The organism is Burkholderia sp. GW821-FHT14F03 (assembly GCF_058803765.1).
In genome coordinates, this window is the sequence record NZ_JBXAPG010000042.1 from 1 (window position 1) to 11,765 (window position 11,765).

Here is an 11,765-nt window from a genome sequence, read left to right on the forward strand (position 1 = left end):
CGCGGCGACCGGCGCGGCGACGCTGAACGGCGGCACCGTGCAGGTGATCGCGAGCCAGGCCGCCTACCAGCCGAACACGACCTACGCGATCCTGCATGCGGCGTCGGTGCAAGGGACGTTCAGCCAGGTGCTCGCGAACTATGCGTTCCTGTCGCCGACGCTGACCTACGATCCGACCCACGTGTACCTGCAACTGGAGTCGAACGGCACCACGTTCCAGGATGTCGGGGTGACGCCGAACCAGCGTGCGGTCGCGACGGCGATCAGCGGGCTGGGCGCGGGCAATCCGCTGTACAACGCGGTGCTGACCGCCGACGTGGCCACCGCGCGCAGCGCGTACGGCCTGCTCGACGGCGAACTGCAGGCGAGCCTGAAGAGCATGCTGCTGGTCGACAGCGGCTATGTGCGCGACGCCGTCACCAACCGGGTCCGCCAGGGTCTCGCGCCCGACTCGGGGACGCTCGCGGCGCTGTCGTCGGGGAGCGATGCGCTGTGCGACGACGGCGCCGGCGCGGCCGGGGCGATGCAGCCGCCGCATCTCGGTTCGCGCAACGGCTGCTACGGCGGCGCGCCGTATCAGCCGGTCGTGTGGGGGCAGGCGTTCGGCGGCCGCAGCCGGCTCGACGGCGACGGCAATGCGTCGACCGTCAACCGCAGCATGACGGGCTTCATTGCCGGCGCGGACATGGCGCTCAACGAAAAGGTGCGCGCGGGTCTCGCGGCGGGCGTCACGCACAGCTCGCTCGACAACGGCGAAAGCTCGTCGGCGTCGGTCAACAGCTACTACCTGTCGCTGTACGGCGGTGCGCAGTTCGGGCCGATCGGCGTGCGGGGCGGCGCATCGTATACCTGGTCCCGGATCAACAGCGACCGCTACCCGGGCTTCGCGGGCTTCTCCGATCACGACTCGGCGGGCTACGACGCGAATGCCGCGCAGGTGTTCGGCGAGGTCGGCTACGCGCTGCCGCTCGGCCCGGTCGCGCTCGAACCGTTCGCGGGCCTCGCGTACGTGAGCGTGCATACCGACGGCTATACCGAAACCGGCGGCGCGGCGGCGCTGCAGACGGGCGGCGAGACCAGCCACATCGGCTTCTCGACCCTCGGCCTGCGCGCGGCCACGCAGCTCGGCGTGGTGGCGAGCAGGACGGTCACCGCGCGCGCGATGGTCGGCTGGCGGCATGCGTTCGGCAACATCCGGCCGTCGTCGACCTTCACGTTCGCGAACGGCGGAACGTCCTTCCAGGTGTCGGGCGTGCCGATCGCACGCGAGAGCGCGGTGCTCGAGGTCGGCGTCGACGCCAACCTCACCAAGCGCCTGACGCTCGGCCTCACGTACAGCGGCCAGTACGGCGGCGGCGGGCGCGACAACGCGGTGCTCGGCAACGTGTTGTGGAAGTTCTGATCCGGGGGCGCCCGGATGGGGTTTTCTGACGGCGCGATCCACGGCACATTCTCCTCGTGCCTTCGTGCCCGCCGGTTCGCGACGACGGAGTCATGGCCGTTGTCCCGAGCCGGCTTTTTTTCGCCCGATCGCGATGCTGGCGAAACGAAAGGAACCGAATTGATTCGGACGACTCACATCCTGGCGCTTCGTTGCGCACGATGGACCGGGACGGCGCCCGCGCGATCGAGGGGTCGCGCGGCGCTGATGCTCAATCAGCGGTACAGAGTCGGAAGACACACACACATGAACGAAGAACAACAGATGCACAGGGTCAACGACGGGCGGCGCGCGTTTCTCGCGCAGTCGTCGCTCGTCCCGGTAGGGATGCTGGCGCTGCCGCTCGTCGCGGCCTGCGGCAGCGACGGCGTGAAGGCGGGGCAGGACGCGAGCGGCGGCGCGGGTTATGCGATCGACACGTCGGTCCAGTCGCCGAATCAGGATTCGCGGGTGCGCACGCTGGTGCTGCACTACACCGCGCAGACGCTCGCGGATTCGCTCGCGACGCTGACCAATCCGCAGAAGCAGGTCAGCGCGCACTACCTCGTGCCGGACACGGCCGACGGCGGCGGCGGCGGCCGCTTCAAGGTGTATCAGCTGGTCGACGAAGCGCGGCGCGCGTGGCATGCGGGCGTCAGCTATTGGCAGGGCGAACGGATGCTGAACGCGAGCACCGTCGGCATCGAGACCGTGAACCTGGGCTTCCCGCCCGAGGACGAGAACGTGCCGCCGATGAACCGGCGCTGGTATCCCTATCCCGACGCCCAGGTGGCGGTGATCGGCGCGCTGGTCGCCGACGTCGTCCGCCGGCACCAGATCCCGCCGCAGAAGGTGGTGGGGCATTCGGACGTCGCGCCCGGCCGCAAGTCCGACCCGGGGCCGCTGTTTCCGTGGCGCAAGCTGTACGAGCGCTACCAGGTGGGCGCATGGCCCGAGGCGGACGCCATCGCCTACTACCAGGCCAACCGGCCGTATCGCGGCGACGTGGCGGACCTGCAGTCGAAGCTGCTCGCGTATGGCTACGATGCGCCGCAGACCGGTGTGCTCGACACCCAGACCATCGCGGTGATCTCCGCGTTCCAGATGCACTTCCGCGCGACGCGCTATGACGGCGCACCCGATGTCGAAACAGTCGCGATCCTCGATGCGCTGCTCGAAAAATACTTCAATCGCGGTCGCGCGTCGATGCAGCGTCAGGTGCTGCCCGGCGCGGGCATGCGCGACGAAGGCGAGAAGGGCGGCGACGTCTGGCCGTTGCCGTCCGCGCGCTGACGCGGCCGGCTGTCCGCCCGCCCGCGCGCGCCGCTGTCGCCCGCGCGGGCGGAGGGTTCCGGGGCCGTATCGCGGCGTCGCGAGACTATCGGCGGCATTGAAAAAGCCAATTGGGGGGCGCGCATGGCACCGCCTAGATTTAAAGGCACGATGCCGGGCGGCGCGCGCCGCGCCGCGCGCATCGTTCCCCACAAACGGTCGTCCAGCCCGGCGCGACCCGCGCCGGTATCAGACGGAGGCGTAGATGGCACAGCTCAAGGGCAGCAAAACCGAACAGAACCTGAAGGACGCATTCGCCGGTGAATCGCAGGCCAACCGGCGGTATCTGTATTTCGCGGCGAAGGCGGATGTCGAAGGGCAGAACGACGTCGCCGCGCTGTTCCGCTCCACGGCCGAAGGCGAAACCGGTCACGCGCACGGCCACCTCGAGTACCTGGAGGCCGTCGGCGATCCGGCGACCGGCCTGCCGTTCGGCACTTCGCGGCTCAATCTGCAGGCGGCGGTCGCGGGCGAGACCCACGAGTACACCGACATGTATCCGGGCATGGCGAAGGCTGCGCGCGAGGAAGGCTTCGACGAGATCGCGAACTGGTTCGAGACGCTCGCGAAGGCTGAACGCAGCCACGCGAACCGCTATACGAAGGCGCTCGACGCGCTCGTCGACTGACGCGCGCCCCGTCCTTCCGATCCGCGGAACGGGCCCCGACGTGTCGGGGCCCGTTCTCGCGCGTGCGCCGCGGCGAGGCCGCGCGCGTTACCTGAAGGAGCTGCCCCATGCCCCACAAGGAAGGCAGTCTGGAGGCCCCGATCCGGCATCCGCTCGATTGGCGCTCGGAGACGTTTTACGACCAGGACGCGATCGATGCGGAACTGACGCGCGTATTCGATATCTGCGCGGGGTGTCGACGCTGTGTGTCGCTGTGCGGCGCGTTTCCCACCCTGTTCGACCTGGTCGACGAGACCGACGGCGGGGAAGCGCACGAGGTCGCGCCGCAGGCGTTCGGCAAGGTCGTCGACCAGTGCTATCTGTGCGATCTCTGCTACATGACGAAGTGCCCGTACGTGCCGCCGCATCCGTGGAACGTCGACGTGCCGCATCTGATGCTGCGCGCGAAGGCGGCCCGCTACCGGCGCGGCGAGGTGCGGCTGCGCGATCGCCTGTTGTCGAACACCGACGCGCTCGGGCGCCTCGCCGGCATCCCGGTCGTGACGGAGACGGTCAATGCGGTCAACCGCAGCGCGCCCGCGCGCGGCGCGCTGGAGGCGACGCTCGGCGTGGACCGCGAGGCCTGGCTGCCGTCGTTCGCCCGCCATCCGTTCCGCGGCGCGGCGCGGCCGTCGCCGGTCGCGCCGCTGCGCGACGGCGAGCGCACCCCGGGGCGCGTGGCGATCTACGCAACCTGCTACGTGAACTACAACGAACCGGGCATCGGCCATGACCTGCTCGCGATCCTCGCGCACAACGACATTCCGTATGAACTGGTGCACAGCGAAGCGTGCTGCGGGATGCCGCAGCTCGAACAGGGCAACCTGGAGGGCGTCGCGCGCAAGCGGGCGCGCAACGTGCCGGTGCTCGCGCGCTATGCGCGCGAAGGCTATGCGCTGCTCGGCGCGATCCCGAGCTGCGTGCTCATGTACAAGAGCGAGCTGCCGCTGCTGTTTCCCGACGACCCGGACGTGCGCGCGGTCGCGGAGGCGTTTTGGGATCCGTTCGAGTACCTGATCGCGCGCCATCGCGACGGCCTGCTCAAGACCGACTTCCAGACGCGGCTCGGCACGGTGTCGTACCACGTGCCCTGCCATGCGCGCGTGCAGAACATCGGCCGCAAGACGGCCGACACGCTGTCGCTCGTGCCCGGCACGCGCGTGAACGTGGTCGAGCGCTGCTCCGGGCACGCGGGCACATTCGGCGTGAAGCGCGAATTCCACGCGGACGCGATGCGGATCGGCGCGCCGGTGTTCAAGGCGATGGCGTCCGACGGGCCCGATTACCTGTCGTCCGACTGCGCGCTCGCCGGCCACCATATCGCGCAGGGCATCGAGGCGGCCGACCTGCGCGACGCGCCGCTGGCCCATCCGCTCACCCTGCTGCGCAAGGCCTACGGCATCTGAGGCCGGCGCAGCCCATTTCCAGGAAATCTGCCCATGACCTTGACCCGCGACTCGCTGCTGACGCTCGAAGCCTATGCCAAGGTGCGCAAGGCCGAGCATGCGCGCCTCGTCGAATACAAGAAGCGCCGCGCGGTGACGCTGGGCGCGCATCTGCGCCTGTTGTTCGAGGACGAGACCACGATCCGCTACCAGATCCAGGAGATGCTGCACATCGAGAAGATTTTCGACGAGGCCGGCATCGCGGGCGAACTCGAGGCGTACCTGCCGCTCGTGCCGGACGGCGCCAACCTGAAGGCGACCCTGCAGATCGAATACGAGCAGGCGGAGGAGCGGCGCGCCGCGCTCGCGCGCCTGATCGGCGTCGAGGATCGGGTGTTTCTGACCGTGGATCGGGGGCCGCCCGTCTACGCGCTCGCCGACGAGGATCTGCCGCGCGAGGACGGCGAGAAGACCTCGGCCGTGCACTTCCTGCGCTTCGAACTCGACGGCGCGATGCGCGCTCGCGCCAAGGCCGGCGCGACGCTGGCCTTCGGCTGCGACCATCCGCACTACCCGGTGCCGGCGGCGCCAGTGCCCGTCGCCGTCGCGGCCGCGCTCGCCGCCGATCTTCATTAGGAATCCGTCAAAGTGTGGGATTGCGCGGCGCGGCGCGCCCGCTTTTATGCACGTATGCGCAATGATGGGATGAATGACGCCGATGCGCCGGATTCGTTATTCTTAAAATAAAACGAAACGAATTTTCCCTGAATTTACCGATTCATTGTCGTAATCGGAAAATGCTTCCGCCGTACCGGAAATGCGCACCGGAACCGGTGCGCCATTCCCATTTCATGTGCTCGTCATGCCCGTGAATAGGGCCTCTCGGGCCGTGCTGCCACGCCAACCGAACGTCATTTACTTATCTGTTGATTACAGCGGAAAACTATCTTGTTTCAGTCCGTAACATAAAGGGATTGTCATATTGAGATAAACCCTGACGGTGGTATGCTTCATGCACGGAAAATGCCAGTTACCCGGGAGACAGGGTGGGCTGCGTGATGGCCGGGAACGGCGGCACGGAGGTGCGCGCGCCGGCATGCACGGACGAACATCGACAATGTGCAACCTGGCCGCGTGCAGGGGCGGTTCGCCACCGCTGCCGCGCCGCCAATCGCAGCCCGGCCTGGCTGCGTGGAGAATGCTATGTCCTTCGATGAGCTAAGCGATGAGGAATGGGATCGCTTGTCGGCGTTGATCCCCGAGGAGCCGATCCGGCTGAACCGGCGCGGCCGACCTCGCGCCGAATGCCGGGTGGTCGCGAACGCGGTGCTGTGGATCCTGACCACGGGCGAGCCGTGGTCGAAGCTGCCGGGGCGCTATCCGTCTGGACCGACGTGCCGAAGGCGCTTCGAGGAGTGGCTTGCGAGCGGCACGCTCGGCGAGATGATTCATTGGCTATCCGAACAGAGCGGCCGCGCGTTCGCCTATGTACCGCCCCCGCCCGAGCCCGTCGCCGCCGTCGCGCACCCGATCGAACCCGCGCCCGAATGCGACCGCTTGCGCGGCGTGTTCTGGCAGAACCCCGAGTCGTGGCGGTTGCCGGCCGGGCGTGACGAGGGCTGGTATGACGGCGGTTTCGGCGCGCTGGCGTCGCGCGAGGCGCGCGTGTTCGAGGTGCCGGGCGCGCCTGTGCACGACGAGCGTGCGCGCGTGCATGCCGGCTCGGTCAGTTTCGCGACCATCGCGCCGCAGACCGAAGCCTATCGCGGCTACACGATCCACGGCATCGCGCAGCCGGTGCAGAACCTCATGTTTCGCGCGTGGGCCGAGATCATGCAGGACGAGCGGCGCGTCGAGCGCTCGGGCCTGATCGGCCCGCGTTTCACCGATGCGGAGTCGGCCGAGCAATACGCGCTCGATTGGGCGCGGCAATGGATCGAGCAGCACGGCGCGGCCGACGCGCCCGCCGTGCGGCGTCCGGCATCCGGCGCAACGGGCGGCGTGCCGACGCTCGCCGTGCTGGCGGCGGACGCGTCGGAGGGCGCGGACGCGGACGTGCCGCGCTTCGCGGCCGAACACCGCTCCGCGCGCGCGGACAGCGGCGACGGCGCGACGCCGGCCGCCGAGCACTACGCATACCGCGTCGGCTGAGTCGCGCGGAAGGACGGGGCGGCGTCAGGGTCGCCCGTAGTGATCCTCGAAGCGCACGATGTCGTCCTCGCCGAGATACGCGCCCGACTGCACCTCGATCAGTTCCAATGGCAGCTTGCCGGGATTCTCCAGCCGGTGCGTGACGCCGAGCGGAATATAGGTCGACTCGTTTTCCGACAGCAGGAAGGTATCGTCGCCGCGCGTGATGCGGGCCGTGCCGCGCACGACGATCCAGTGCTCCGCGCGGTGATGGTGCATCTGCAACGACAGCCGCGCGCCCGGCTGCACGACGATGCGCTTGACCTGGAAGCGCTCCCCCGAGTCGATCGAATCGTAGTGCCCCCACGGCCGATGCACCTTGCGATGCTCGGCCGCCGCCGGGTCGCGCGTCGCCTTGAGGCGGCCGACGATCTGTCTGACGTCCTGCACGCGCGCGCGGTCCGCGACCAGGAGCGCATCCGGTGTCTCGACGATCACGAGGTCGCGCGTGCCCACGCAGGCGATCAGTCGGCCGTCCGAATGCGCATAGGTGTCGCTCGCGCCTTCGAACAGGACGCGCCCGCGCGCGACGTTGCCCGCCTCGTCCTTGAGCGAGATCTGCCACAGCGCATCCCACGAGCCGACGTCGGACCAGCCCGCGTCGAGCGGCACCGCGACCGCCTCGCACGGCGCGGGCGGCGTCGACAGCGGTTCCATCACCGCGTAGTCGATCGAGTTGGCCGGTGTGGCCGCGAAGCTGTCGGGATCGACCCGGAAAAACGGGCCGTCGTCGCGCCCGAGCGCGAGCGCGCGGGCGCAGGCATCGTGGATCGCCGGCTGGTAATGCCGCAGAGTCTTCAGCCACACCGACGCGCGCATGATGAAAATACCGCTGTTCCACCAGTATTCGCCCGACGCGATGTACTGGCGCGCCAGCTCGATGTGCGGTTTCTCGACGAAGCGTTCGAGACGCCGCACCTCGAGGTCGGGCGCGGCGGTGGCCGCGGCGGTATCGACCGCCGCGGTATCGACCGCCTCGCCGATGCGCAGGTAGCCGTAGCCGGTTTCCGCGCGGGTCGGCACGATGCCCAACGTCGCGATGCGGCCGCGCGCCGCGTGTTCGACGCCGGCCGCGAGCGCGGCCTGGAAACGCGCCGGATCCGCGATCGCATGATCGGCGGGCATCACGGCGAGCACGGGGTCCTCGCCCGCGGCGGTCGCGCGCAGCGCAGCGAGCGTCAGCGCGGGCGCGGTGTCGCGCCCGACGGGTTCGAGCAGGATCGTCGCGCGCGCGCCGGCGACGCGCAGCTGCTCGGCGGTGGTGAAGCGATGCGCCTCGCCGCAGACGATGAGCAGTTCGTCGGCGATCGGGCACGCGGACGCGAAGCCGTCGAGGCGGCGGGTGGTCGCCTGCAGCAGCGAATCGTCGCCGAGCAGTCCGATCAGCTGCTTCGGATGATGCTCGCGCGACATCGGCCAGAGCCGCGTGCCCGCGCCCCCCGCGAGCACGACGAGCTGGAGCGTCGGCTGTTGCGCGGCGTGGGCGTCGGGTGCGGCGCTTGCGGCGATGGTCGTGGCATTCATGATCGCACTCCTCGATGACAGGGCGGTGCGCATCGTTGTAGCACGACGTTATTCGACAATTAATGCGCGCGGCTCATGCCGTTTCGCATTCGAAACAATGCAGGCCATGGTTGACGCCCGGCGCATCGGCGTCTGAATAAATAAATGAAAAATTATTCGTGCCGGAAGTCTCGTTCGCCTTGACTGGCAAGCGGCCGAGCGCACGGAATGATTGTTTCGAAATCCTATGGGATGGGCCGATGAGGAAAATCATGCCGGGCTTCGCCGACGCCGGAATGGGAAAATTTGCCGATTAATTTTAGAAATACTTGTGCGCTTGCAGCAGGAATTTTATTGCCGGTTCAATAACGTCATTCAGGAACGAGCGCGGCGCCGGTGCGTCTCGTTCACGATTCGACGAGGAAACGATCATGTTGAGCGTGCTGGCCAGGTTGATCGATATCGCGATGGCTGTGGCCGGCGCCTGGCTGGCCGTCATGCTGCGCGACGGTCGCCTGGCGTGGCTCGACGAATTGCAGCGCACCCTGGTGCTGTTCAACTGTGTGCTGATCGTGGTGCTGTTCCCCGCCTTCGGCATTTATCAGTCATGGCGCGGCAAGCCGGTGTCGGGGCTGTTGTGGCGCGTCGCGCTGGCCTGGCTGTGCGTCGAGGGCGCCGGCATCCTGATGAGCTTCGGCTTCCATCACGCGGGCGACCTCTCGCGGCTCTGGCTCGGCTGCTGGGCGATCGTGACGATCGTCCTGCTGGTCGCGTCGAAGAGCGTGGTGCACGCGGTGCTGCGCCGCCTGCGCCGTGAAGGCTTCAACCACAAGCGGGTGGCGATCGCGGGCGGCACGCCCGCGACGAAGCGCCTGATCGGCCAGATGCGCGCGCGGCCCGAAGCGGGCTTCAGCCCGGCCTGCGTGTACGACGAGCGCGGCGACGCCCCGCACGCGCGGCTCGACGGCGTGCCGGTGGAACGGCGCTTCGCGGAACTCGTGCGGCTCGTGCGCGGCCGCGAGATCCGCGAGCTGTGGCTCGCGCTGCCGATGTCCGAGGAGCCGCAGATCCACCGGATCGTCACTGAGTTCCGGCACGACTTCGTCAACATCCGCTTCATTCCGGACGTGCGCAGCCTGTCGTTCTTCAACCAGGAGGTCGTCGAGCTGCTCGGCGTGCCGGCCATCAATCTCGCCGCCTCGCCGATCACCGACGTGCGGATCCTGCCGAAGTTCGTGTTCGACCGCCTGTTCGCGCTCGCGGCGCTCGCGGCGCTCGCGCCCGCGATGCTGCTGATCGCGCTGCTCGTCAAGCTGACCTCGCCCGGCCCGGTGTTGTTCCGCCAGCGGCGCAAGGGCATCGACGGCAACGAGTTCGAGATCTACAAGTTCCGCTCGATGCGCGTGCATCGCGAGACGCCCGGGCGCGTGACCCAGGCCACGCGCCACGACGCGCGCATCACGACCTTCGGGCGCTTCCTGCGCCGCACGAGCCTCGACGAGCTGCCGCAGTTCATCAACGTGCTGAAAGGCGAGATGTCGGTGGTCGGCCCGCGTCCGCACGCGCTGGAGCACGACGACATCTACAAGGATCTCGTAAAGGGCTACATGTTCCGCTACCGGATCAAGCCCGGCATCACCGGCTGGGCGCAGATCAACGGCTTTCGCGGCGAGACCGACCGCATCGAGAAGATGATGGGGCGCGTGAAGCTCGACCTGTACTACATGCAGCACTGGTCGTTCTGGCTCGACATCAAGATCGTCGCGCTGACGCTGTGGAAAGGCTTCACCGGCAGCAACGCGTATTGAGCGCCGCGGCGCGGCATCCGTATCACCGGGCAGGAGGTCCGACACATGAACCTGACTATCATCGGCAGCGGCTACGTGGGGCTCGTCACGGGCGCATGCCTCGCGGACATCGGGCACGACGTGCTGTGCCTCGACGTCGACGACGCGAAGATCCGCGTGCTGAACGACGGCGGCGTGCCGATCCACGAGCCGGGCCTGCGCGAGGTGATCGCCCGCAATCGCGCGGCCGGGCGGCTGCGTTTCTCGACCGACGCCAAGGCGGCGGTCGCGCACGGCGAAGTGCAGTTCATCGCGGTCGGCACGCCGCCCGACGAGGACGGCTCCGCCGACCTGCGCCACGTGCTCGCGGCGGCGCGCGCGATCGGCCGGCACATGCGCGGCTTCAAGGTGATCGTCGACAAGTCGACGGTGCCGGTCGGCACCGCGCTGCGCGTGCGCGAGGCGATCGCGGACGAGCTGCGCGCGCGCGGCGTCGAGACGATGTTCTCGGTCGTCTCGAATCCCGAGTTCCTGAAGGAGGGCGCGGCGATCGACGATTTCACGCGGCCCGACCGGATCGTGATCGGCTGTGACGACGACGTGCCCGGCGAACGCGCGCGCGCGCTGATGAAGACGCTGTACGCGCCGTTCAATCGCAATCACGAACGCACGCTGTACATGGACGTGCGCTCCGCCGAGTTCACCAAGTACGCGGCGAACGCGATGCTGGCGACGCGGATCTCCTTCATGAACGAACTCGCGAACTTCGCGGACCGCTGCGGCGCGGACATCGAGGCGGTGCGGCGCGGCATCGGCGCGGATCCGCGCATCGGCTACCACTTCCTGTACGCGGGCTGCGGCTACGGCGGCTCGTGCTTTCCGAAGGACGTCGACGCGCTCGCGCGCGCGGCCGCCGAGGCGGGCGAACCGCTGCGGATTCTCGAAGCGGTGGCCGGGGTCAATGTCGCGCAGAAGCAGGTGCTCGCGCGCAAGATCGTCGCGCGCTTCGGCGCGGACCTGAGCGGCCGTCGCTTCGGCGTATGGGGGCTCGCGTTCAAGCCGGAGACCGACGACATGCGCGAGGCGCCGAGCCGTGCGCTGATCGCGGCGCTGCTCGCGCGCGGGGCGCGCATCGTCGCCTACGATCCGGTCGCGCGCGCCGAGGCGGCGCGCGTGTTCGCGCGCGATCTGCGCGACCATCCGGAGCGGCTCGCGCGCCTCGCGTTCGCCGACGATGCGCTGAGCGCCGTGCGCGACGCGGATGCGCTCGTGATCGTCACCGAGTGGGCGGCGTTCAAGAGCCCGGATTTCGCCGCGCTCGACGCGCGCTGGCGGCAGCCGGTGATCTTCGACGGCCGCAACCTATACGAGCCGCTCGCGATGCGCGAGCTGGGCATCGAGTATCACCCGATCGGCCGGCCGGGTGCGCGCGTCGCGCCGCCCGTCGCGCCGGCGGTCGCATGACGGCCGCGCCCGTGCCG

General features: G+C 68.8%; 10 protein-coding genes. 8 read left to right on the forward strand and 2 right to left on the reverse strand.

Features of this window, described 5'->3' with window-relative positions; translation table 11 throughout:
- The 6 genes from AC1RQF_RS25020 to AC1RQF_RS25045 all read left to right on the forward strand — a co-directional run.
- The coding region (locus AC1RQF_RS25020) for an autotransporter outer membrane beta-barrel domain-containing protein (protein ID WP_492873190.1) at window positions 1-1,402 on the forward strand (1,402 nt) is incomplete at its 5' end.
- A 285-nt stretch (window positions 1,403-1,687) separates the two neighbouring features.
- Window positions 1,688-2,713, forward strand: a complete 1,026-nt coding sequence (locus tag AC1RQF_RS25025; RefSeq protein WP_492873191.1) for an N-acetylmuramoyl-L-alanine amidase — start codon at window positions 1,688-1,690, stop codon at window positions 2,711-2,713.
- A 244-nt stretch (window positions 2,714-2,957) separates the two neighbouring features.
- Window positions 2,958-3,380 (forward strand): rubrerythrin family protein, encoded by a 423-nt coding sequence (locus AC1RQF_RS25030; RefSeq protein WP_252986839.1) that lies wholly within the window; start codon window positions 2,958-2,960, stop codon window positions 3,378-3,380.
- A gap of 107 nt (window positions 3,381-3,487) precedes the next feature.
- On the forward strand, window positions 3,488-4,825 hold the full coding sequence (locus tag AC1RQF_RS25035) for a heterodisulfide reductase-related iron-sulfur binding cluster (RefSeq protein ID WP_273996677.1): 1,338 nt from the start codon (window positions 3,488-3,490) through the stop codon (window positions 4,823-4,825).
- 33 nt (window positions 4,826-4,858) lie between these two features.
- The gene (locus tag AC1RQF_RS25040; RefSeq protein WP_273996676.1) at window positions 4,859-5,440 is read left to right on the forward strand and encodes a DUF3501 family protein; all 582 of its coding nucleotides are present in this window, start codon (window positions 4,859-4,861) and stop codon (window positions 5,438-5,440) included.
- 567 nt (window positions 5,441-6,007) lie between these two features.
- Entirely contained in the window at window positions 6,008-6,955 is a 948-nt protein-coding gene (locus AC1RQF_RS25045) for a transposase (protein WP_273996675.1), read from the forward strand.
- 24 nt (window positions 6,956-6,979) lie between these two features.
- On the opposite strand, the gene AC1RQF_RS25050 is transcribed toward AC1RQF_RS25045, so the two are convergent.
- Together AC1RQF_RS25050 and AC1RQF_RS25055 are read right to left on the reverse strand one after the other, a co-directional pair.
- Window positions 6,980-8,518, reverse strand: a complete 1,539-nt coding sequence (locus AC1RQF_RS25050) for a mannose-1-phosphate guanylyltransferase/mannose-6-phosphate isomerase (protein ID WP_273996674.1) — start codon at window positions 8,516-8,518, stop codon at window positions 6,980-6,982.
- A 73-nt stretch (window positions 8,519-8,591) separates the two neighbouring features.
- Window positions 8,592-8,771, reverse strand: coding sequence for a hypothetical protein (locus tag AC1RQF_RS25055; RefSeq protein ID WP_273996673.1), 180 nt, complete (start codon window positions 8,769-8,771; stop codon window positions 8,592-8,594).
- A 157-nt stretch (window positions 8,772-8,928) separates the two neighbouring features.
- Between AC1RQF_RS25055 and AC1RQF_RS25060 the strand changes: the two genes are divergently transcribed.
- Window positions 8,929-10,305, forward strand: coding sequence for an undecaprenyl-phosphate glucose phosphotransferase (locus AC1RQF_RS25060; protein WP_492873192.1), 1,377 nt, complete (start codon window positions 8,929-8,931; stop codon window positions 10,303-10,305).
- A gap of 45 nt (window positions 10,306-10,350) precedes the next feature.
- Window positions 10,351-11,748: a UDP-glucose dehydrogenase family protein gene (locus tag AC1RQF_RS25065; RefSeq protein WP_492873193.1), complete on the forward strand. Its 1,398-nt coding sequence runs from the start codon at window positions 10,351-10,353 to the stop codon at window positions 11,746-11,748.
- The last annotated feature ends 17 nt before the right edge of the window (window positions 11,749-11,765 follow it).

Excerpts from the sequence above, each read along its gene's own strand:
- AC1RQF_RS25025 (WP_492873191.1), top strand. The coding sequence starts at position 1,688 with ATGAACGAAGAACAACAGATGCACAGGGTCAACGACGGGCGGCGCGCG.
- AC1RQF_RS25030 (WP_252986839.1), top strand. The coding sequence starts at position 2,958 with ATGGCACAGCTCAAGGGCAGCAAAACCGAACAGAACCTGAAGGACGCA.
- AC1RQF_RS25035 (WP_273996677.1), top strand. The coding sequence starts at position 3,488 with ATGCCCCACAAGGAAGGCAGTCTGGAGGCCCCGATCCGGCATCCGCTC.
- AC1RQF_RS25040 (WP_273996676.1), top strand. The coding sequence starts at position 4,859 with ATGACCTTGACCCGCGACTCGCTGCTGACGCTCGAAGCCTATGCCAAG.
- AC1RQF_RS25045 (WP_273996675.1), top strand. The coding sequence starts at position 6,008 with ATGTCCTTCGATGAGCTAAGCGATGAGGAATGGGATCGCTTGTCGGCG.
- AC1RQF_RS25050 (WP_273996674.1), bottom strand. The coding sequence starts at position 8,518 with ATGAATGCCACGACCATCGCCGCAAGCGCCGCACCCGACGCCCACGCC.
- AC1RQF_RS25055 (WP_273996673.1), bottom strand. The coding sequence starts at position 8,771 with ATGATTTTCCTCATCGGCCCATCCCATAGGATTTCGAAACAATCATTC.
- AC1RQF_RS25060 (WP_492873192.1), top strand. The coding sequence starts at position 8,929 with ATGTTGAGCGTGCTGGCCAGGTTGATCGATATCGCGATGGCTGTGGCC.
- AC1RQF_RS25065 (WP_492873193.1), top strand. The coding sequence starts at position 10,351 with ATGAACCTGACTATCATCGGCAGCGGCTACGTGGGGCTCGTCACGGGC.